Below are 21,294 nucleotides of genomic sequence, written 5' to 3'. Positions count from 1 at the left end.
GAATGACGATGAAGGCCCGCCGCGCGCTGCTCTCCGCGGCCGCATTGGCCACGGTCGCGATCACGACCGGCTGTGGCTTCACCGTGGAGGATCTGCCGTTGCCCAAGCCGGGCACCGGCGGCGAGACCTACACCCTGCACGCGAAGTTCGAGAACGCCCTGAACCTGCCCGATCAGGCCAAGGTGAAGGTCGGTGGTTCCGATGTCGGCGTCGTGTCGGCGATCACGACCAAGAACTTCGAGGCCATGGTCGACATGGAGATCAACGTCGATTACAAGCTGCCGAAGGGCAGCACCGCGGAGTTGCGCCAGGCCACTCCCCTCGGCGACGTCTTCATCGCGCTGAGCAGCCCGAAGAACGCCGCGGGCGGGCCCGACATGGCCGCGGGTGACACGTTCACCCTGGAAGCCACCTCGGCCGGCGCCACGGTGGAAGAGCTGCTGGTCTCGGTGTCGATGCTGTTCAACGGCGGCGGCGTCGCCAGCCTGAGCAGGCTCGGTACCGAACTCGGCTCGATCCTCAACGGGCACGGCGGTGAACTCGGCCACCTGATCTACGAGATGACCGGTGTCATCGGCGAGTTGAACAACAACAGCGCCAAGGTCGACTCGGTACTGACGGAGTTCAACACCCTCGCCAACACCATCGAGGCCAACAAGGGCCAGCTCGGCCAGGTGGCCGACACGCTGCCCCAGGCCATCGGCGCGATCGCCGAGAACAACAAGGCGATCGGTGACCTGCTCACCAAGCTGGCAACGGCCACCGCCGCCCTCGGCGACTACTCCAACACCACCGGTGATCAGCTCTCCGACCTGCTCACCAATCTCGACAATCTGATGAACGCGCTGGCCGCGACCGGCAACGACTTCGGATATGTGATGGATCAGTTGCACGCGATCCGCCCCGGCGCCAACCAGACGTTCCTCGGTAAGGGTCTGGCGCCGTACGCGACGCTGACCAACCTCGATGTGGGCGCGCTGACCGACCCGGCGAACAGCAAGCTCTGGGACATGAAAGATGTGAACGATTTCGTCGGCAGCTTCATCCAGGTGCTGCAGATCGTTCAGGGCCGAGTGGGAGGCCACCGATGAGCAGGCTGAAGAAGTTCGCCGGCAGCAAGATCCTGCTGGCCAACAGCGCGCTCGTAGTCGTGCTGTTGCTCGGCGGGACGTACCTGCTGGTCAACGTGATGCGGGTCAATCCGCTGCGATCCGAGTACGACGTCACCGTGAACCTGGACCGCTCCGGTGGTCTGCAGCCGGGCAACGACGTGACCATGCGTGGTTTCCGGATCGGCAAGGTCACCTCGATCGAACTGATCAACGACGGCGAGGCGATCGCCGCCAAGACGCAGATCGACAAGGATTTCAAGATCCCGGTCGACACCATGATCCAGGTGGCGGCGCTGTCGGCGGCGGGTGAGCAGTACATCGACTTCCGTCCGAAGAGCGATGTCGGCCCGTTCCTCAGCGACGGCGCGGTGATCAAGTACAGCCCGGAGCAGATCCAGACGCCGGTTCCGGTGTGGGCCGTGCTCGACGACACGAGCGCGCTGATCGCCCAGGTGGATCCGAAGCAGTTCGACGTGATCCTCGACGAGCTCGATATCGCGCTCGGTGCCGGTCCCGATCAGCTGCGCGGCTTGATCAACGGCGTCAGCTTGGTGGTCGCGGGTCTGGACAACCTGCTTCCGCAGACGGTGAACCTCATCGCCAACCTGCGGGTGATCGCCGAGACCACCTCGAACGCTCAGCCGGATCTGCAGACGCTCACCCGTAATTCGGGCGCGCTGCTCACCCAGTTCAACAACGCCAACGCCGAGCTGCAGGGCGTGCTCGACAACGCGCCCGCGCAGTTCGAAACCCTCGGTGCGGTGCTGGACTCGACGGCTGATCCGATCAGCGCGCTGGCGGCCAACTTCGTGGCCATCACCAAGGCGGCGCAGCTGCGTCAGCCCGCCCTGCGACTGCTGTTCCCGTCGCTGGCACTGGGCCTCGGGTCGATCGGCGCCCCGGCGCACGACGGCGAATTCCACACCATCCTCGATATCTGGCCACGTCCGACGTGTAACTACGACACCGAGTACCGGCGCAACGAAGAGGTCCAGGACGGCAGCATTCCGAAGTGGAATTACTGCACCAACCCGACCTCTGACCTGCAGATCCGTGGTTCGGCCAACGCCCCGCGCCCGAACGTGCCCAATAACGGCGCGCAGATGCCGCCCGGTGTCGACCCGAAGGAGCGGACACCTATTCCCGCCAAGTGAGATGGTGCCCGGCCAGGCTGTTCACAGCTTGACCGGGCATACTCGCGGGGAAGACGTGTGGCCCGGCTCACGGACCACAATCGGAAATCGGTGCGATTATGTGCGCCGGGAAAGAGCAGGATTGATTCGATGACCAGCGACGATGCCCAGAGCAAGTCCGATGCCGCCGCGGCAGACAAGCCCGATCTGGCGAAGGCCGACGACACCGTGAAGGGTGCGGCGGCGACTCCCGAGGTCGATCAGCCGACTGTCAAGGCGCAAACCGTGACCGAGGCGTCGGCTCCGGCCGCTGCCCCGAGCGCGACATCGAGCTCGACGGGCTGGATCGCCGCTGGTGTGGCCGGTGTGGTCGCAGTCGGCGCGATCACCGCGGGTGTGGTGTTCTTCCTGCAGAACAACAACAAGGCCGAAAAGCTCGACGCTATCGCCGAGTCCACCAAGGCAGCCTGCGATTACGGCGCCATCCTGGCCAACTACGACTACTCCAAGGATCTCGACGGCTATATCGCGTCGATGAAGGCGGGCGCCACCGGCGACTACCTCAAGGAGTTCAGCGATGCCAGCGAGGCGCTCAAGGGCGCGATGGTGCAGGCCCAGGTCAAGTCGACCGGCGAAGACGTGCAGTGCGCCTACATGTCGGGCAGCACCGACGACGTCAAGGCCATGGTCACCATGACCCAGTACCGCACCAACTTCACCCAGACCCAGCCCGATCGGATGATGTTCGCGATCGAGATGAGCCTCGAGCGCTCCGGCGACAAGTGGCTGGTCAGCAAGCTGGACTCGCCGCTGCTCAAGAACGGCGGCGGCGCCGCGGCCGGTGGCGGCGGCACGGCTCCCGGTCAGGCGGTTCCGGCACCGGCTCCCGCTCCGGCGCCCGCCCCGACACCTGGGAACTGAGCACGTCAGGAAACTGAGCCAACCGAAACGCCGCGGGCAGATTCATCGCCCGCGGCGTTTCGTTGTCCGGTCCCACTCCGGTCGCACCGCACCTAGAACAGGGTGAGAGTCCCTGCCACCGGCGCGTCAGCTGCGACCGACTTCCCTGTGGAGACCGTATTATTTGCGGCTGGTGCCGCGGGTTCTCGGCCCCGAAGCCTCGATTCTTCCCTCCCGCCGGGCACTCCTTCGTCGCACCCTCTGGTCAGTCCAGAATCAAGGCGGCCGAGAACCGGGTCCGGGGCGGCTGGCGCCGCAGGTATCAGTACACCGTCGCGGACTGCCCGCGCGGCCTCGCCTGCCAGTTTGTCGGCTTGTTCGTTGAAGTAGTTGCCCACGTGCCCGCGCACCCAGCGGAAACGTACCGGCCCTTCGCGGCCGGTGATCGCCCGGTCGATCTGCTTGATGATCTCTACGTTCTTCACCGCGCCGCCGGTGGAGGTGCGCCAGCCGTTGCGTCGCCAGCTGGTGATCCATTCCGAGGCGCACTTGATGGCGTACTGGGAGTCGCTCTCGATGAGCATCGGTTCGGAGCCGGGGTGGGCGAGGATGGCTTCCAGCACGCCGCGGAGCTCGGCGATCTGGTTGGTGCCGCTGGCGGCACCGCCGCTGTCGGCGGGCCCGGAATGATTCACCCATGCCCAGCCGATGGCACCACCGGGATTGCGCAGGCAGGACCCGTCGGTGCTCACGATGATCATGACCGCCACCCTAGGCGATGCGGCCGACAAGATCGGTACCGTGGAATGCCTCTATCTCCCTTCGCAACCGCGATTCCGTTCGGCGCAGTGCCGATTTCGCGGCCGCGTCGACGAGGCCGTGGCACAGGCGGCCGAACATGCCGCGTGGTGGTGGATAGTCGGCTTCGGAGGTCAGTACCGACCGTTCGTAGCCGAGTGGATCGAAGCGTAGGGTAACGGTTCCGTATACCCGCCCACGCAGGGTATACCCGATAACGGCATTGCGCCGATATTCGGTGATCTCCACCGATGATCGCAGCGGAATCACTCCGAACAACCGGACTTTCACCGCGAAAGCGGCACCGAGCCCCTGATCCGGTTCGCCGAGCGGCGTCACCTCGGTGACGCCGAACATCCACTGCTGCCCGTGGCGGAAATCCTCGGTATAGGCGAAGGCGGCGTCTACCGTCGCGCCGACGTCACTCGCAAACCTGATGTGGCCCATCGGCCCTCCCTGATCCGGATGGGTTTCCTCGCCCACGCGTACAGGAGCCAAAAGTACTACAAATCTCCGGTTTATTTAGCGGAATAGAGTTGTTCGACCAGGTATTCCGCGATCGGCATCGCCGACGTGGCGGCCGGGGAGGGCGCGTTGAGTACGTGGATCGAGCGGGGCGTGCGTTCGATGAGGAAATCGTGCACCAGGGTGCCGTCGCGGAGCACCGCCTGGGCCCGGATGCCCGCGCGGTGAGCCAGCAGGTCGTCGGTGGTGAGTTCGGGGCAGTATTTGCGGCATTCGGCGAGGTAGCCGCGCTTGAACACCGAATTGCTGAGTTCGCGCACCCCCGTGGCGAGATGGGCGCGGGCCACCCGGCGCACGCCGGCGAAGCTCAGCACGTCGATGGCGTCGCGTCGGTTCACGCTGCCCTTGCGGTAGCCCTCCCGCGACAGGCCGAGTACGGCGTTCGGGCCGACGGTGAGTTCGCCGTCGATGGTGGGACTCAGGTGTACGCCCAGGAACGGCAGCGCGGGGTCGGGCACCGGATAGATCAGCGTGCGTACCAGATCCGAGCGCTCGGCGGGGAGCCGGTAGTACTCGCCGCGGAACGGCACGATACGAAAATCGGTGTCTATCCCGGCCTTTCGCGCCATCCGGTCGGCTTGCAAGCCCGCGCAGACGATCAGCGTGCCCGCGGTGACCGAGCCCCTCGGACCCGAAACCGTGACAGCTGAGGCGCTCTCGGTGATCGCGTCGACAGCCGTGCCGAGCAGGATCTCCCCGCCCATCGCCACGACCTCGGCGGCGAGCGCGGCGGTGATCTTCGTGTAGTCGATGATGCCGGTGGCAGGCACGAACAGCGCGCCGACGCCGCTGATCCGTGGTTCGCGCCGCCTCAGCTCGGCCGCATCGATCGCCTCGACCTCCACACCGTTGGCGATCGAGCGCTCGTAGAGCGCGAGCATCCGCTCGTGTTCGGCGGAATCGGTGGCTACCAGCAACTTTCCGCATTCACGGAACGGAATGTCGTGGGCCGCGGCGAATTCCTTCGTCCATCGCGCACCGGCCCGGCACAGCCGTGCCTTCAAACTGTCCGGGGGGTAATAGATCCCGGAGTGGATGACGCCGCTGTTGTGCCCGGTCTGATGCGCGCCGAGCGCGGCTTCCTTCTCGATGAGGACCAGGCTCGCATCGGGATACTCGGTCAGCAGCCGGTGCGCGGTGGCCACGCCGACGATGCCGCCGCCGACGACGCAGAAGTCGTACGCACCGCTCGAGGTGCCGTGAGGTGGAGTCACACGCCGACGGTAGTCGGGGTGTCCTCGATCGAGGACCGCGGTGCCTCGGCGTCGCCGTCGTCGTCGGCCGATTCCGTGGCAGTGCCGGAGGTCTCGGAGCTGGGGGTCTCGGCCGGTTCGGTGCCCGTTCCCTCGACCCGCAGCGTGTGGCTGCCGAGGCCGGGGTCCGACAATACGAACACCAATTCCCCACGGCGCGCGTCGAATTCGGTGTGCAATGCGGTCACAGCAGCCGGATCCGGGGTCAGGCCGAGGTATTTCGCCGCCACCGTCACGAGGTTCGTGTCCACGGTGAACGACACGCTGTCGCTGCGCGGCGGCGCCACCTGCGCGCCGACATAGGTACCGCCGATCCCCACCCGTCCGGTCAGCGGCGAATTGGCCGGTCGCGCACCGACTCCGGACTGCTGGGCAGTGATCGGCGTGCGCGTGGCGGCGGGTTCCGAGCGCTCGGTGGTCAGCGTCGGCGCCCCGAAATACATGGCCAGCTCGACGCCGGCGCGTGGTGCGGAGTCCTCGAGCGGGAAGGGTCGATGAGGGCCGGGGTTCGGCGTCGCGGTCGGTTCCGCCTGATCGTGCGCGGGTGGCGGGCCGAGCTCCGGCATGTGATTGACGATGTAGGCGCCCGCGGCGAAGGTGAGGCAGAGGCTGGCTGCGCCGGAGATCACGATCGCGGACAGGCGCACGATCTGAGCAGGCCGATGTGCGGTCACGATGCGGTTCCCTCCTGTGGCTGTGGGTATACCCGAGTTGAACGGGCCCGCATCGTTGAAAGCCACGTGCTGATTCCACGTTACGTGTTGAGCCGCACAGTAACCGCTCCACCGCAGTGAGATCAGAGCCACATCCGAAACGATGTCGTATCACTCCTAGTCGGGGCGGGTTTTCGCATGGGCAAGTGTTTCTCACACCGCGTATCGGGTATCTGATGGAAGCAGGCGAGCGTCATTCACGACTGCCACGGTGGTCACCCCCGGCCAATGAAGTCCGGGGCAGTCGGCACGAATGGCGCTCTGAGACTGGCGCTCGCCTGTTCGGGGGATTGATGTGGGGGGTGTGAACAGGTGTTCAGTAGTCCCAGATGGTTTGACGCTGTGTTTATTGGCGCGCTGGCGCGCGCGTGTCCGCGGCCCTGAGGGGCCGCCGGTCAGGCACCGGTGCTTGCTCCTTCGTCGCCTACGCACCGGCGCCTGACCGGCGACCCGGCCGCGGACCGGCCACTTCGTGGCCGCCGCTCCCTAGGGGTCGCGGGTGCGGGGCTGGGAGTGCGGTCATGGCGGATTTGGGGTTTGCCGACGTGGGGTTCGGTGGTTAGGTGAACTGGCCTGCTTCGCGGCCTGGGCCGGGCGGGCCTGCGAAGGCTTGGGCGATGCCGAGCCAGTGGTCGGCATCCGGGCCCTCGGTGATCAGGGCGGTGTCTTCGCGGTGGCGGCGTTGGGTGGCCACGAGGCAGAAGTCGAGGGCGGGGCCGGTGACGCGCTGGGGGGCGTCTTCGGGGCCCCAGGTCCAGGGGGTGCCGTCGGGGGCGGTGAGTTCTACGCGGAATTCTTCGGTGGGGCCGGATTCGCCGTTGACCAGGTAGGCGTAGTTCCTGGCGCGCACGCTGATGTGGGCGACGGTGCGCAGGCGGGCCGTGGGGACTCGGGTTACCTCGAGGGCGTCGGCGACGTCCTGGCCGTGGGCCCAGGTTTCCATGATGCGGGCCGAGATCATCGACGCGGCGCTCATCGGCGGGCCGAACCACGGCAGTTTGGTGCCGGGAGGCACGGCGGCCAGTGCGGCGATGAGCTGCTCGCGGCCTGCGCGCCAGCGGACCAACAGCTCGTCGGGTGGTGTCTGCGCGATTTCCTCGGCGCCTTCGTCGACGAGGGTGAATGCTCGCGACGCGGCCTCGGTGAGGAACGCGGTGAAGGCATCGGCGTCGGTCGCGGCCAGCACCGACACCTCGTCGGTCCAGGTCAGATGGGCGATCTGGGTGGCGATGTCCCAGCGTGGCGCGGGCGTCGGCGTCTTCCACTGCTCGGGGGTCAGTGGTGCGACCAGGTTTTCCAGATCCGCGCATTCGGCGGCGAAATCGTCGAGCAGCGCTGCGAGGTCAGCCATGGAGTTCCCTTGCCGATCATGGCGCGACCCGGTAGCGGCGCGCCGTCGTCACCAAGAGTCGCAGCGACCGTCAAAAAATGCAAGCACGCGTGCTTGTTATTGAGAACTACCAACCGAAGGTGACGAGGTGGAGTGCGCCGACACCGATACCCAGCGCCCCACCGTGCAGATACAGCAACCACGCGTCCTGTTCGACCGACGCGTAGAACATCTCCATGAACTCGCCGGGCGTCAGAGTCCGCAGCTTGCGCGCCGCGAAGTCGTCGATCTTCTTCGCCTGTTCCAGCACGAACTGTTCGTCCTCGATCATCGTGCGCGCCGAGAGCACCCCGGCACCGGCGCCGGAGACCGCCAGGTTCTCGAACTGCTTCTTGCCGAGCGCGGCACGCACCACGAACGCGGTCGCACCGAGCTGCTTGTGGATCTCCTCCGACACCACCCGTTCGATGAGCTGACGGGTCTTGTCCCCGTTCGGCCCTTCCAAGAGCTCGACCGACAGGTTCTCCACGGTCAGCACCTGGTAGGCCAGGATGTGCGCGAGGTCGGTGGCGGCCTGGGGCTGGCGCTTGGCCAGCAGCGCCTGGCGCCACAGGTACTTGTAGCGCGGCTGTGGATCGCCGGGTTCGAACACCATCTTGATCGCGATCACGTTCACCGTCACGCCGATCATGGCCGAGGCGAACAGCACGATCACCCAGGCCGGGATCGCGCCGAAGTAGGGGATCTTCGAGTGCACGTGCAGGTACAGCGCCAGAATCAGGCCGAACGGCGCGCCGAGCAGGCCGATCCGCGCCATGAACTTGAGCTCGGGCGCGGCGATGGTGGTGGTCAGATCCTTGAGGATGGCCGGGTTCTTCTCCAGATACCGGATCACGAAGTTCTTCACGTCGAGCAACTGGTCGATATTGTCGCCGAGAGTCTCGAACGCGCGCCGGCACAGCGCGGGCAACTGCCGGTCGATCCGCTGGTAGATGGCCTGTTTCACCGGTCGTGGCAGCGAGCGCCACAGGTCGGGGTTCTCCCGGGACATGATCTCGTCGACGATCGGCTGCACCTGATCGCGCGCCCGTTCGGCGAGATAGTCGCCGATCCCGTCGAGGTCGAGTTCGTGGATGAAGTCGCGCGGGCTGCCGATCCGCAACAGCGCCGAGTCCACGCAGATGCTCGCCATCTTCTCCGCGCGTGCCGGGATGAAGCCCTGGAAGCCGAGCTGGCGCCCGTCACCGGAGAACGTGGGCAACACCTGCACGCGCCGAGGTAGGTAGGGATACAGCACGTGCAGCAGCGGGACCCGGAAGCCCTTGAAGTACAGCGGCCAGAACAGCATCAGCACGCCGGTCCAGTTGGTGAGCCAGCCTGCGAGCGCGCTGAAGATCGGAAAACTGATCAGCTCCACGACGAACTTCGACTGCCCCGTCAGCTCTTCCCAATCGATGAACAGTCCGGAGGCCAGTGTGGTCATCGAAGAGCCCCCTAGTGCTGACGCGCGAAATACGTGAAGAACGTGAGGATAAGGCAACCACATTCTGCCCGGTGGTGACGGGGTGTCACGCAAGCGGGTGCGTCCCACAGCCTGGTGATCCGCTGTCGGCGCTAGGCTGGCAAGGCTGTCGTATGCGTCACCGAGTTCATCCCCGTCGCCTGTGCAAAGGGAGTCGCTGTGAGCATTGTTCCGAAGAATCATTTCGCGCGTCCGGTCGCTGTGATCGGCGGTGGCACGTTGGGCAGACGGATCGCCCTGATGTTCGCCACCAGGGGCGGCGAGGTCCGCATCATCGATCCCGACGGCGAGGTCGGCAACGCGGCCGTGGCCTTCGTGGAGAAACAGCTGCCCGAGGTGGCCGCCACGGTGCCCGACGGCAAGCCGGGCACCGCCGAGTACGTGCCGGATCAGGCCATCGGCGTGAAGGGCGCGTGGCTGGTGGTCGAGGCCGTTCCGGAAAACCTCGATCTGAAGAAGAAGGTCTTCGCCCAGCTCGATGCCGACGCCGACGCCGATGCGATCGTCGCCTCGAACTCGTCGTCGTACGCGAGCCGGCTGTTCACCGAGGGCTTGAAGACCAACGACCGCATGCTCAACACCCACTTCTACATGCCGCCGCAGTCGACGGTGCTCGACGTGATGTCGGACGGCAAGACGTCCGAGGAAATTCTCGACTTCGTCCTGAAGACCTTCCCGGAATACGGCGTGCACCCGTTCCTGGTGCACAAGGAGTCGACCGGCTTCATCTTCAACCGCATCTGGGCCGCCATCAAGCGTGAGTCGCTCGAGGTGGTCTACGAGGGTGTATCGACACCGCACGACGTCGACGAGATGTTCTCGCGCAACTTCGGCACGAAGGCGGGTCCGTTCCGGATGATGGACCAGGTGGGTCTTGATGTGGTGCTCGATATCGAGGAGCACTACGAGCAGGAGAATCCGAATCTGCCGAAGGGCCCGGTCGAGCTGCTGAAGAAATATGTCGACGCGGGCAAACTCGGCGTGAAAACCGGTGCGGGTTTCTACGACGATTACCCGAAATCGAAGTAGGGCTGAGCCCATGACCGAAATTGTGGCATTGGATCTCAAAGCCGGTGCTATGCACGCCATTTCGCTCGACGGTAAACAGGTGCGCACCGTGGTCGACGGCCTCGATCGGTTTCCCGACGGTATTGTCGTCGACAAACTGCGCGGCCATATCTATTGGACCAATATGGGCACACCCGACGCGCGACCCGAGCGCGGCGTCGAGCCGGAGTTCTTCTCCCGCAACGGTTCCGTCGAGCGGGTCGACCTCGACGGCGGCAATCGCACCACGATCGTCCCGATCGGCGCCTTCACCACCGGCAAGCAACTCGCCGCCGATTTCGAAGCGGGACGGCTGTATTGGTGTGATCGCGAAGGGATGCAGGTCCTCACCTGCGACCTACGCGGTGACGACCTGCACGCCCTCGTGATCACCGGCAAGGGCGAGGTCGACGCCGATAGCGCCCGCAACTGGTGCGTCGGCATCTGTCTCGACCTCGACCGCCGCCTGCTCTACTGGACCCAGAAGGGCGCGGCCAAAGCCGGCGACGGCCGGATCTTCCGCGTTCCCATGGACCTGCCGCCCGGTGCGGATCCCGCCGCCCGCACCGATATCGAACTGCTCTGGGAGAACCTGCCGGAGCCGATCGATGTCGAACTCCACGGTGTCGGCGATCTCGTCTGGACCGACCGCGGCGCCGCGCCCCACGGCAACGCGCTCTACGCGGCCGAGGTCCAGCCGGAGGTGGGGACCCCGACGATCATCTCCACCGGCTACCACGAGGCGATCGGCGTGACCGGTTTCGATTCCCGCTTCTATGTGAGCGATCTCGCCGGCACGATCCGCCTGGTCCACGTCGGCACCGGCTTCGATACCGACCTGGTCCGGCTCGGCAGCCCGCTCACGGGCATCGCGCTGGCCGACCTGTAGCGCAGGACGGCTTGCACGGCCAGGCCCACACACCGGCCGACCGGCATCCGGCCACCCAGCACGATCAGATTCATGACATCGCCCCCTCCGCGTAGATGGCGGCGCGGTCGCGATGGGTGAGCACCGGGCAGATCTCCACCCGGTCGGGGCCGGGCAGCAAGGCGGGGTCCTCCCCCGGCAGCAGTTCGGTGGCCAGGATCGCCTCGCGCACCGCGTGCAGCGACTCCTCGGTCTCGGCGATGCCGATCACCAGGCCGGAACCGTCGGCGCGGCGCAGTTCGTAGAAGTCGAGCAGGCCCGCCACGGTGGCGACGGCGGGCTCGATGCGGTTGGCATTGGCGAAGTCGACGGCGGCCAGTTCGGCGGCCGTGCGTGGCTGGTCGAACCAAATGAGGTGTGCGTACATGATTTCTGCTCCTGACCTGGTGAATCGGACAGATCAAGCCTCGCGCTGATCGGTGGCGCGCGGATCAGTGCCGGTACGTATTCGCAGTACTGAACTCGCGCCCGCGCGCGATACTTAGGCGTGCAGACTCCGGCCGTCGGACGGCATGAGGAGCTCGCCCGCCTGCGCGCCGCGGTCGTGGCCGCGGCCTCGGGTGCGGGCCGGTTCGTGCTGGTCAGCGGTCCGGCCGGGATCGGCAAATCCTGGTTGGCCGAGTGTGTCGCCACGCTGGCGGTCGAGGCGGGCTTGCGGGTCGCCCGCGGCAATGCCCTCGACGACGCGGGGATGCCGCCGCTGTGGCCGTGGCGCCGCGCGGCCCGCGAGCTCCCCGAACTGGCCGCCGCCCTCGACACCGTCACCGAACCGGGCGGTGGGCCCGCCGCCCAGCGTTTCCGCATGTTCACCGAGGTCGCCGATGTCCTCACCGCGGCCGCCGCGCCGTCGGGGCTGCTGCTGGTCCTCGAGGATCTGCACTGGTCCGACCCCACCTCGCTGGCCCTGCTCACCCATGTGGCCACCGAGACGCCGCGCACCAAGGTGCTCATCGTGGGCACCGCTCGCGAACCGATGGGCGAGACCCTGCTCGCCGACCAGCCCGATTGGCTGCGCCTGCCTCACTTCCAATCCTTGCCGGTACCAGGACTTTCCGAACACGAGGTTCGCTACTGGCTCGAACAGCGTGGCCGCACGACCGATCTCGCACAGCATGTGCACGAGCGCACCGACGGCACTCCTCTGCTCGTTCGCCTCGTCATCGAATCCGGCACGGATCTCGGAGACGACCCCTTGCTCTCGGTCCCCGGAATCCGCCGCCTGATCCTCGCGCGGCTCGACCGCTTCGACCCTGCCGAAGTCGAGATCCTCGGTGCGGCCGGTGTTCTCGGCGAGCGTATCGATGCCGATCTACTGGCGCGGGTATACACCTCGGTGTCGGAGCACGCCCCGAGCAGTGATGATCAGGTGTCGAAGGCGCTCGATACGGCGACCACGGCGGGCATTGTTCGTCGCTTCGCCGACGAGACAACGGGTTTCACGCACGCCTTGGTGCGCGATGCCGTGTACGCCGATCTCGTCCCCTCGCGGCGAGCCGCCTACCACCGCGCGGCGGCCGAGGCATTGGCCGCGCGCGGTGGACCGGATTCGGCAGTGGCAGGCGCGATCGCGACCCACTGGCGCCACGCCTGCGCCCGCGCCGACTCGCCGCAGGCCCGCCACTGGTCACGTCGAGCCGCGCGGTCGGCGCGGGCGAGCGCCGCGTACGCCGAGGCAATTCGATTCGGCCAGTGGGCAATCGACGCCGCGGGTACCGCCACGCCCGATGCCGAACGCGCACAGTTGCTGATCGAGCTGGCCCGCGACGAGTTCGCCGCGGGCTGGGTCGCCACCAGCCTCGACCACTGTGTCGAGGCGGGCGCCCTCGCTGAACGGGCCGAACGCCCTGACCTTCTCGCCGAGGCGGGCCTCGTCGTCCAGGGCGTCACCACCCCGGCGGTGATGACGCAATTGGACCTGCTCTGCGGCAGAGCATTACGCCTGCTCGACCCCGACGAGTATCCCGACTCGATCGCCCGGATTCTCGCCCAGCGCGCCCTGTCCGCCGCCGACCGAGGCGCGGGTATCCAGGCAAGAGAACTCTCCGACCAGGCCATGCGCGCCGCCGAACGGTCCACCGACCCCGATGTCGTCCTCGACGCGATCCACGCCCGTCATCTCTCCCTTGCCGCCCTCGAGTTCCTCGACGAGCGCAGCGAGCTCGCGGCACGGGCGATCGAGATCGCGGTCGACGCCGAACAGCCACTCGCGCAACTCTGGGGATACGTGTGGACAACTGACGCGTCCCTGCAACGCGGCGACCTGTCCGCCTTCGACGACGCCCTCGACCACATCGAGCTCCTCGCCGATCGCCGCCGCCTACCGATCGCCCGCTGGCACCTGCTGCGCCTTCGTGCCACTCGCGCGGCGCTGATCGGCGACTTCCCCGCCGCCCTCGACTTCGACACCGCCGCCTACGAGCTGGCAGCCGGCATCGGTGACTACTCCCTCGCGGGTCTGCACCATGCCTTCCGCGGCATGCACGCCGTGATCGTCGGACGCATCGACCGCGAGGAGCTCACCGCGACGCTGGCTTCGCTGGCATTCGCCCCGAAGATCACGATCGCCCAGCTGTTCGCGCCGATGATGCACGCCTTGGCGGGCGATCTCGAGGAGGCAAGGGCGCTGTTCGCGCCGTTCCGCCTGCTGCCCGACACCCTCGAGATCGGCCCGCGCTGGTCCGGCACCGTGTATTCGGTGGGCATCGTGGCCGAGCTCCTCGACGACGCCGAGACCGCCGACCGCGTCTACCGCGCCTTCGACGGCCGCGAACACCACTACGCCGCCGACGGCACCGGCGCGCTCTTCTGCGTCGGCTCGATCGCCCGCATCCGCGCCGACAACGCCCGCGTGGCAGGCCACCTCGAGGCCGCAGTCGACCTCTACCGCCAGGGCCTGGCCATGGACGCCGAGATCGGCGCCCGTCCCGCCATCGCCCTCGGCCACCTCGGCCTGGCCCGCACCCTCCTCGCCCGTGGCGATCTCCGCGCCGCCCGCACCGCCGCTGAACAAGCCGCCACCGCCTTCCGCCGCCTCGACATGCCATACCGCCTGCGATCCGCCGACGCCCTGCTCGCCGAGATCACCACGGCCGCCCGCACCGCCGACCCGCTCACCCGCCGCGAACGCGAAGTACACGACCTCGTCGCCACCGGCCTGACCAACCGGGAAATAGCGACCCACCTGGTTCTTTCCGAACGCACGGTGGAGACCCACGTCCGCAACATCCTCGCCAAACTCGCCATCACCAACCGCACCGAGATCACCCGAGGCCCCCGCTGACCCGAACCCCGTCGCTGTCTTTCCGCCAATTCTGATCAGCAGTCTCCGTGTTCTCGGCGCGCCTCCGCCGATGGACTGACCGAAGGGTGCGACGAAGGAGTGCCCGTAGGGAGGGAAGAGGTGGAGTCAAGCGCCGAGAACCGCGGCGCCAGCCGCAAATAGACACAGAGAACTGCGGCGCCAGCCGTCGCAGATCCAGTTACAGTGACCGAGCAGAAGGTCAGCGTTGTGGGAGGGAACCCCGGTGGAGCAGGTATTTCAGGTCGACTTGCGGGGCATCGTCGACCTGCTCAGTCATCACCTGTACGGCAGTCCACGGGTCTACGTCCGCGAGTTGCTGCAGAACGCGGTCGACGCCATCACCGCCCGCCGCGCCCTCGACCCGCAGGCTCGCGCACAGGTCAGGATCGAGACGCCCGCGAGTACCGGTGACGGCACCATTCGCGTCCACGACAGCGGTGTCGGCCTGACCGAGGCCGAGGTGCACACCTTCCTCGCCACGATCGACCGCAGCGGCAAGCGCGACGACCTCGGCTTCGCCCGGCACGAGTTCCTCGGCCAGTTCGGCATCGGTCTGCTGTCGTGCTTCCTCGTCGCCGACGAGGCCCAGGTGCTCACCCGGTCGGCCCGCGGCGGCCCGACCGTGCGCTGGACCGGTTTCGCCGACGGTCGCTACCGCGTCGAGCCCGCCGCGCAGGAACGCGACGAACCAGGCACCACCGTGATTCTCGCGCCCCGCCGCGGCGCCGAGCAGTGGCTCACCCCGACGACCGTCGTCGAGCTGGCACGGCTGTTCGGTAGCCTGCTGCCCGTCGAGGTCACCGTCGACGGGCAGTCGATCACCGAGCCCGAAGTACCGTGGCGCGCCACTCATCCCACTCCCGCCGACCGCGCGAACGCGCTCGCCGCCTACGCCGAGGACACCTTCGGGTTCACCCCCTTCGCCACCTTCGATCTCGCCAGTGCCGAATCCGGCGTCACCGGTGTGGCTTTCGTGCTCCCCCAACCGGTGAACCCGGCGGCCAAGGCCGGGCATCGCGTATATCTGAAGCGAATGCTGCTGGCGGAGAGCGTCACCGGGCTGCTGCCCGACTGGGCCTTCTTCGTCCGCTGCGTCGTCGACACCACCGAACTGCGCCCGACCGCGAGCCGCGAAGCCCTCTACGAGGACGACCTGCTGGAGAGCACAAGGGAAGCGCTCGGCGCCCGGATCAGGGACTGGCTGGTGGAACTGTCCACCTCCGATCCGGCCGCGCTGCACCGCTTCCTGCGCATTCACGACCTCGGTGTGAAGGCACTGGCCCTGCACGACGACGACATGTTGCGCTTGGTGGACCGCTGGTTGCCGGTGGAGACCAATGCGGGCCAGATCCCGCTGGCCGAATTCCGCCGTCGCTTCGGCGTCGTCCGCTACACCCCGTCGGTGGAGGAGTTCCGTCAGCTCGCCGCGGTGGCGAGTGCCGCGGGCATCGGCCTGGTGAACGGCGGCTACTCCTATATCACCGATATTCTCGAGCGCCTGCCCGCGATCGATCCCGAAATCCGGGTGCTCCGTTTGGATCCCGCCGAGCTGGCCACCCATTTCGACCTCGTGGACCCGGCCACCGAACTCGCGCTCCGCCCCTTCCTCACCACCGCCCAGCGCGTGCTCGACCGCCTCGAATGCGAAGTGGTGCTGCGTACTTTCGACCCACCGTCGCTGGCCGCGCTGTATCTGCTCGACCGCGATGCCCAGCACCGCGCCGAACTGCGCGCCACCCGCGAGGTCGCCGACGAACTGTGGGCCGATGTCCTCGGCGCCTTCGACACCGAGCAGGCGGGCGACCGTCCACAGTTGGTCCTCAACTACCGCAACCCGTTGGTACGCCGTATCACCGGGCTCGCGGATGCTCGCTTGGTGACGACGGCGGTCGAGGCGCTCTACAGCCAGGCGCTGCTGCTCGGCCAGCATCCGATGCGCCCGGTCGACACCGCGCTGCTGAACAAATCATTCGTCGGGTTGCTCGACTGGGCGGTTCACGATCCCCGCGGAGAGCTCTGATGTCGGAAGCCGCCAACACCCCCGACGACCTACAGCGGCTGCTGTTCCAGGCCTACGATCTGCCCTACGGCGACGCCAAAGACGCACTGCTGGAACAGGTCCTGCGCCATGCCGAGGCAGGCGGGCACACTCAGCTCGCTTTCCACATCCGGATGGCGATGATCGACGCGTACGGCCACGGGATGAGCCCGGCCAAGTTGTTCGTCCCGTTCGCCCGTTGCCTGGCCGAATACGATCGCGACCCCGGCGCCCACGAGTCGTGGGTGGCGCCGTCGCTGCGGTGGAAGTTCAAGACCGCGGTGGGCGCGATGACGAAATTCCCCGAGGTGCCCAAGGATCGGGCGCTGGCGGCGCTCGATCAGATGGAACGGCGCTACCGGGTCGAGGGCCAGAGCTTGAACGCGGTCTACGGCCGCAGGCACCGGGTGGCCGAACACATCGGCGACCTCACCGCGGCTGCCGAATGGTACGAAAGATGGTGCACCACACCGCGCGACGAGAATTCGGACTGTGAGGGCTGCGATCCGACCAACCGCGTGGCCTGGCTCGCGAGCCAGGGCCGCGACGTCGAAGCCGTGGAGCTGGCCGCCCCGGTCCTCGGCGGTGAACTCGGCTGTTCCGAGCAACCGCAGCTGATCCTCACCGAACTCCTGCTGCCTTACCTGCGTACGGGGCAACTCGACGAGGCCCGCAGCGCGCATCGTCGCTCCTACCGCCTGCTGCGCACCAAACCCCAGGACCTCGCCGCGATCGGCGACCACCTCGAGTTCTGCGCCCTGTCCGGCAATCAGGTGCGCGGCCTGGAACTGCTCGACCGCCACTTCTCCTGGCTCGATCGCGCGCCGAGTCCGAAAGACGCGCTCACCTTCCTCTCCTCCGCGGCACTGCTCCTGCGCACCCTCGTCGACAAGGGTCACGGCGACACCGAGCTGCGCCGCCCCGCCAACGCCGACCGGCCCGCCGTCGAATCGACAGCGCGCGCAATGCAAGTGGATCTCACCGATGAGGCACTAGCCATCGCCGCCCGCTTCGACCGGCGCAACGGCACCGACCACCAGACCGCGTTGGTCCACGCGAAGCTGGCGAGTACACCGATTGTCGACTACCTGCCGTTGTCCGCGGCCACCGCGCACCGGGTGCCGGTCGAGTCGGCTGCGACAGCTGCGGCCGTCGAGATCCCCCAGCTCACCACCATCGAACTGATCGAACGCGCCGAGCAGGCGAACGAGCAACACGCCCTCGCCGAATTGCGGGCGTTGGCACAGCGGCTGGCAGACGAGCCCGAGCCGACCGAGCCGAGCCTGGCAGGCAGACGCCTCTCCGCGATGGCAGGCGGTTCCTTGCAGACGACCGATCGCATCGGCGCAGAATCGCTATTGCGTCGGGCGGCAGAGTATTTCGCCGCAGCAGGTGAGGAAGACCGTCGCCAGACCGATCTGGGTCGCCTCGGCCTGTTACTCAGTAGGCACGGCGACGCGACGGAAGCCGTTGGGCTGCTTCGAGATTCTCTGTCTTACCTGGCGAGCTCGTCCGAACCGCACATCAGAGCGACTGCGACGCTACGTCTTTCCGGCGGCCTGCTCGCACTGTTCGATCGAGGCGAGTTGTCGAGTGACGATGCCGCCGAGCTGCCGAGCTTGCTCGATCGGGCCGCGGTCGACGCCGCCGAGGCAGCCGAGGACAGCTTGCTCGGCGATGTGGCCAGGCACCGAATGTATCTGCACCAGAACAACGCTGAACTCGCCGAGGCCGCGACGGCCGGACAGGCGGCGGTGGCGGCGTATCGCCGGGCCGGTCGGGCGTGGCGGGTGGCCGATGCGGCCCAATACCTTTCCGGAATTCTCAGTGACGCAGGCGATTCGGCCGCGGCGCTGGAAATGATCGATGAGGCAGTGGGTCTGGTCGACGCCGACCTTCCCGACAGCTTGCGCCTTGTCCTACACGCGCGGCGCGGCGCCCTGCTCATCCACCTGGGCAGGCACGAGGAGGCGGTCAGCGAGCTGCTCACCGCGATCGCGATCGGCACCGCGGCAGGTAGTGCGCACGTGCCGTACGTGCAGTGGGATCTGGCTGTCGCCTACCGCGCCATCGGCCGATTCCTCGACGCCGCCGACCAGGCCGAAGAGACCATCGCCGGGCTGGAGCGGGCCGGGGCCGACGAGCAAGCCCGGAACTGCCGCTTCCTGCTGGTCGGTCTGCATCGCGAACTGGACGAGGACGAAGCAGCACTCACCGTCCTCGACGAGATCATCGAATTCGATCGCGCCACCGGCAATCTCGTCGGCGAGTCCTATTCTCTCGTCGAGAGCGCCGATCTACTCGACACGCTCGATCGCGACGCCGAGGCCGCCGAGCGTTACGCGCTGGCCGCCGAGACCGCCGAGCGGCACGGCGACCCGATCCGCGTCGCCTACTCCCGCTACAGCGCCGCGCTGTCACTGCACTGGACCGGCGACTCCGTGGCCGCGGTCGCGGCCATCGCGGCCGCCGACGCGGCGATCGCGCAGCTCGCCACCGCCCACCCCGACACCGAACTCCTCACCTGGCACACGGCCCGGCACAACCACAATGCCGCCCGAATCCTGCGCCGTGCCGAACGTTGCGCCGACGCGCTCCCGCGCGCCGAGGCCGCTGCCATCGGCTTCCGCGCCATCGATGCCGCCGACCAAGCCACCCGCGCCGACTACGAGCGTGCCGTGCTCCTGATCGACCTGAACCGCCCCACCGAAGCCGAGAAGATCCTCACCGAGGCCGTCGCCGCACTGGCCGACGATCACGCGGCCAGACCGATGCTGTCGGAGCTACTGGCCGAAACCCGAGCCCAGCTCGCCTGATTCGAAGGAACCACCCGCGATGCAACCGCTCGACCCGAACGATCCTCGGCGGATCGGCGACTACCGACTGCTGGGCGTGCTCGGTGCCGGGGGCATGGGCAAGGTGTATCTGGGCCGGAATCCGGGTGGGCGCACCGTCGCGGTGAAGGTGATCCGACCGGATCTGATCGATCAGGAGTTCCGCGCGAGGTTCCGTCGCGAGGTCGCGGCCGCCCAACGTGTCGGCGGCGCTTTCACCGCACCGGTTCTCGACGCCGATGTCGACGCCGAGGCGCCGTGGCTGGCCACCGGCTACGTCGCCGGGATCTCGTTGACCGACGCGGTCACCCAGTTCGGGCCGTTCGCCGAGCCCGCGCTGCTGGCGCTGGCGCACGGGCTCGCCGAAGCGCTCGTCGCGGTGCACGCGGCGGGCATCGTGCACCGCGACCTGAAACCGTCGAACGTGATGCTCGCGATCGACGGACCCAAGGTGATCGATTTCGGCATCGCCAGGGTGATCGCGGATTCGGCCCTCACCACGACCGGAAAATTCCTCGGCTCACCGGGTTTCATGTGTCCGGAGCAGGTGAGCGGCGAAACCCTCAGTCCCGCGTGCGATGTCTTCGCGCTCGGCGGCGTCCTCACCTTCGCCGCCGCGGGCCACGGCCCCTTCGGCACGGCCGAGGTGATGCAGATGCTCTGGCGCATCGTCTACGAGGAACCCCGCATCGAGGCCCTACCCCCGGCCCTTCGACCGCTCGTCTCGTCCTGCTTGGCCAAGGATCCCGCCGCCAGACCGACACCGGAACAGGTCCTTTCGGAGCTGGACGGCATCGGCGCGCCTGAACGCTCCGGTTGGCTGCCGCCACAAGTAGTCGCGCACATCAGTACCGCCGCCGTCCGTCTACTCGACCTGGATCACGGCCCCGCCGACTCGCATCCCGACGCCGGCGCGACTTCCGCACCGGGCTGGTCGACGGCCACTTCGGTGCCGAACTCGCCAACCGCGAACCCGACGCATACCTCGCCGACCGGCTCGTCGAGACCGTACGGGCCGACCGCCACCAGCGGATCAGCACCGACTCCCTATAACCAGTCCGGTGGATTCACCTCGGGTTCCGCCGAGGCGCCCCGGCAACCGGCCACTCACCCGGGACCGTATTCCGCGGCGATGAGCAGCGAATTCACCCCGCGGCCCTTTGTAGTCGCGCACAAGCCAGCCGACACGTTCACCGGCCGCCCGCCGCCCGCTACCGCGTCGCGGCGAACCCGGACTCTGCTGATCGCCGCCTCCGCGACGGTCGCGGTGGCGGTCGCGATCGGTGCCTATCTGATCGGCACCCAACTGAACGCCAAGCCCACCGGCGGCACCGAAACCAGCCCCGCACTCGCCGAGACCTCCGTCGCCATCAGTCCGACCACCGCTCCACCCGGTTCGACCGCCACCGGATCGGGCGCGACCACCGTCCCGACCGAGTTCGTCGGTACCTGGAAGGGCCGCGCCGCCGACGGTCCGGTCCAGTTCGACATCGAACTCACCATCGCCGCGGGCGCCGTCGGTCAGGAACTGGCCACCTCCGCCAACACCGGCACGCTGTCCCACGACCGCTGCGCCCGCGCGGAAACCCTTACCGAGGCCACCACCGACCGTCTCACCTTCCGCGCCAGGCTCACCGCCGGGAGCGGATGCATGGACCAGGGCGCCACCTCGACGGTCACCCTGCAATCCGACGGCACGCTCGCCTACCGAACACCCGGCTATCTCGGCGGCACCATCGCCGGCTCCCTCCGCAAAGGCTGACGATGCACCCCCACCGAACTGGAACATGTTGCCGCTGGATTGCCCACGGCTGCCACTGCGCGGGCAAATCCGGTCATTTGTCCAGGAGTGCTCGCCCG

The 21,294-nt window shown here is 67.5% G+C and carries 16 protein-coding genes; 9 read left to right on the top strand and 7 right to left on the bottom strand.

The window, feature by feature from the left end; genetic code table 11:
• Window positions 1-2 precede the first annotated feature (2 nt).
• The 3 genes from OHS03_RS27975 to OHS03_RS27965 all read left to right on the top strand — a co-directional run bounded on the left by OHS03_RS27975 (window position 3) and on the right by OHS03_RS27965 (window position 3,166).
• The gene (locus OHS03_RS27975) at window positions 3-1,091 is read left to right on the top strand and encodes an MCE family protein (protein WP_056824133.1); all 1,089 of its coding nucleotides are present in this window, start codon (window positions 3-5) and stop codon (window positions 1,089-1,091) included.
• Window positions 1,088-2,266, top strand: coding sequence for an MlaD family protein (locus OHS03_RS27970; RefSeq protein ID WP_063057059.1), 1,179 nt, complete (start codon window positions 1,088-1,090; stop codon window positions 2,264-2,266). The genes OHS03_RS27975 and OHS03_RS27970 overlap by 4 nt, the downstream gene beginning before the upstream one ends.
• Before the next feature lie 129 nt (window positions 2,267-2,395).
• On the top strand, window positions 2,396-3,166 hold the full coding sequence (locus tag OHS03_RS27965; RefSeq protein ID WP_328658182.1) for a hypothetical protein: 771 nt from the start codon (window positions 2,396-2,398) through the stop codon (window positions 3,164-3,166).
• Between the two features lie 92 nt (window positions 3,167-3,258).
• On the opposite strand, the gene OHS03_RS27960 is transcribed toward OHS03_RS27965, so the two are convergent.
• From OHS03_RS27960 to OHS03_RS27935, 6 genes are all read right to left on the bottom strand, one after another.
• Entirely contained in the window at window positions 3,259-3,906 is a 648-nt protein-coding gene (locus OHS03_RS27960; protein WP_328658180.1) for a ribonuclease H family protein, read from the bottom strand.
• Between the two features lie 10 nt (window positions 3,907-3,916).
• The gene (locus tag OHS03_RS27955; RefSeq protein ID WP_056824125.1) at window positions 3,917-4,390 is read right to left on the bottom strand and encodes an SRPBCC family protein; all 474 of its coding nucleotides are present in this window, start codon (window positions 4,388-4,390) and stop codon (window positions 3,917-3,919) included.
• Window positions 4,391-4,461: 71 nt separating this feature from the next.
• Window positions 4,462-5,682: an L-2-hydroxyglutarate dehydrogenase gene (gene lhgD / locus OHS03_RS27950; RefSeq protein WP_328658178.1), complete on the bottom strand. Its 1,221-nt coding sequence runs from the start codon at window positions 5,680-5,682 to the stop codon at window positions 4,462-4,464.
• Window positions 5,679-6,395 carry a hypothetical protein gene (locus OHS03_RS27945; protein WP_328658177.1) on the bottom strand — a complete coding sequence of 239 codons (717 nt, stop codon included), beginning with the start codon at window positions 6,393-6,395 and terminating at the stop codon, window positions 5,679-5,681. The genes lhgD and OHS03_RS27945 overlap by 4 nt, the downstream gene beginning before the upstream one ends.
• A 598-nt stretch (window positions 6,396-6,993) precedes the next feature.
• Window positions 6,994-7,785, bottom strand: a complete 792-nt coding sequence (locus tag OHS03_RS27940) for a TIGR03084 family metal-binding protein (RefSeq protein WP_328658174.1) — start codon at window positions 7,783-7,785, stop codon at window positions 6,994-6,996.
• 106 nt (window positions 7,786-7,891) lie between these two features.
• A complete protein-coding gene (locus tag OHS03_RS27935; protein WP_056824112.1) occupies window positions 7,892-9,247 on the bottom strand; it encodes a DUF445 domain-containing protein in 1,356 nt (451 codons plus the stop codon).
• A 198-nt stretch (window positions 9,248-9,445) separates the two neighbouring features.
• Between OHS03_RS27935 and OHS03_RS27930 the strand changes: the two genes are divergently transcribed.
• Together OHS03_RS27930 and OHS03_RS27925 are read left to right on the top strand one after the other, a co-directional pair.
• On the top strand, window positions 9,446-10,315 hold the full coding sequence (locus OHS03_RS27930; RefSeq protein WP_328658172.1) for a 3-hydroxyacyl-CoA dehydrogenase family protein: 870 nt from the start codon (window positions 9,446-9,448) through the stop codon (window positions 10,313-10,315).
• Between the two features lie 10 nt (window positions 10,316-10,325).
• Window positions 10,326-11,222, top strand: a complete 897-nt coding sequence (locus tag OHS03_RS27925; RefSeq protein WP_328658168.1) for a hypothetical protein — start codon at window positions 10,326-10,328, stop codon at window positions 11,220-11,222.
• Between the two features lie 70 nt (window positions 11,223-11,292).
• Here OHS03_RS27925 and OHS03_RS27920 read toward each other — a convergent pair whose 3' ends face one another.
• Window positions 11,293-11,628, bottom strand: a complete 336-nt coding sequence (locus OHS03_RS27920; RefSeq protein WP_328658166.1) for a hypothetical protein — start codon at window positions 11,626-11,628, stop codon at window positions 11,293-11,295.
• A 120-nt stretch (window positions 11,629-11,748) separates the two neighbouring features.
• On the opposite strand from OHS03_RS27920, the gene OHS03_RS27915 reads away from it, so the two are divergent.
• From OHS03_RS27915 to OHS03_RS27900, 4 genes are all read left to right on the top strand, one after another.
• The gene (locus tag OHS03_RS27915; RefSeq protein ID WP_328658164.1) at window positions 11,749-14,541 is read left to right on the top strand and encodes an ATP-binding protein; all 2,793 of its coding nucleotides are present in this window, start codon (window positions 11,749-11,751) and stop codon (window positions 14,539-14,541) included.
• Window positions 14,542-14,785: 244 nt separating this feature from the next.
• Window positions 14,786-16,582, top strand: coding sequence for an HSP90 family protein (locus tag OHS03_RS27910; protein WP_328658163.1), 1,797 nt, complete (start codon window positions 14,786-14,788; stop codon window positions 16,580-16,582).
• A complete protein-coding gene (locus OHS03_RS27905) occupies window positions 16,582-19,416 on the top strand; it encodes a tetratricopeptide repeat protein (RefSeq protein WP_328658161.1) in 2,835 nt (944 codons plus the stop codon). The genes OHS03_RS27910 and OHS03_RS27905 overlap by 1 nt, the downstream gene beginning before the upstream one ends.
• A 19-nt stretch (window positions 19,417-19,435) precedes the next feature.
• Window positions 19,436-21,196: a serine/threonine protein kinase gene (locus OHS03_RS27900; RefSeq protein ID WP_328658158.1), complete on the top strand. Its 1,761-nt coding sequence runs from the start codon at window positions 19,436-19,438 to the stop codon at window positions 21,194-21,196.
• Window positions 21,197-21,294: the final 98 nt, after the last annotated feature.

It is taken from the genome of Nocardia salmonicida, from assembly GCF_036142455.1.
Taxonomy (GTDB): domain Bacteria; phylum Actinomycetota; class Actinomycetes; order Mycobacteriales; family Mycobacteriaceae; genus Nocardia; species Nocardia salmonicida.
Note: the sequence above shows the minus strand (reverse complement) of the source record. Positions and strands in the feature narration are given on the sequence as shown.

Coding starts and splice junctions, on each gene's coding strand:
- OHS03_RS27975 (WP_056824133.1), top strand. CDS start 3: ATGACGATGAAGGCCCGCCGCGCGCTGCTCTCCGCGGCCGCATTGGCC.
- OHS03_RS27970 (WP_063057059.1), top strand. CDS start 1,088: ATGAGCAGGCTGAAGAAGTTCGCCGGCAGCAAGATCCTGCTGGCCAAC.
- OHS03_RS27965 (WP_328658182.1), top strand. CDS start 2,396: ATGACCAGCGACGATGCCCAGAGCAAGTCCGATGCCGCCGCGGCAGAC.
- OHS03_RS27960 (WP_328658180.1), bottom strand. CDS start 3,906: ATGATCATCGTGAGCACCGACGGGTCCTGCCTGCGCAATCCCGGTGGT.
- OHS03_RS27955 (WP_056824125.1), bottom strand. CDS start 4,390: ATGGGCCACATCAGGTTTGCGAGTGACGTCGGCGCGACGGTAGACGCC.
- OHS03_RS27940 (WP_328658174.1), bottom strand. CDS start 7,785: ATGGCTGACCTCGCAGCGCTGCTCGACGATTTCGCCGCCGAATGCGCG.
- OHS03_RS27935 (WP_056824112.1), bottom strand. CDS start 9,247: ATGACCACACTGGCCTCCGGACTGTTCATCGATTGGGAAGAGCTGACG.
- OHS03_RS27925 (WP_328658168.1), top strand. CDS start 10,326: ATGACCGAAATTGTGGCATTGGATCTCAAAGCCGGTGCTATGCACGCC.
- OHS03_RS27920 (WP_328658166.1), bottom strand. CDS start 11,628: ATGTACGCACACCTCATTTGGTTCGACCAGCCACGCACGGCCGCCGAA.
- OHS03_RS27905 (WP_328658161.1), top strand. CDS start 16,582: ATGTCGGAAGCCGCCAACACCCCCGACGACCTACAGCGGCTGCTGTTC.
- OHS03_RS27900 (WP_328658158.1), top strand. CDS start 19,436: ATGCAACCGCTCGACCCGAACGATCCTCGGCGGATCGGCGACTACCGA.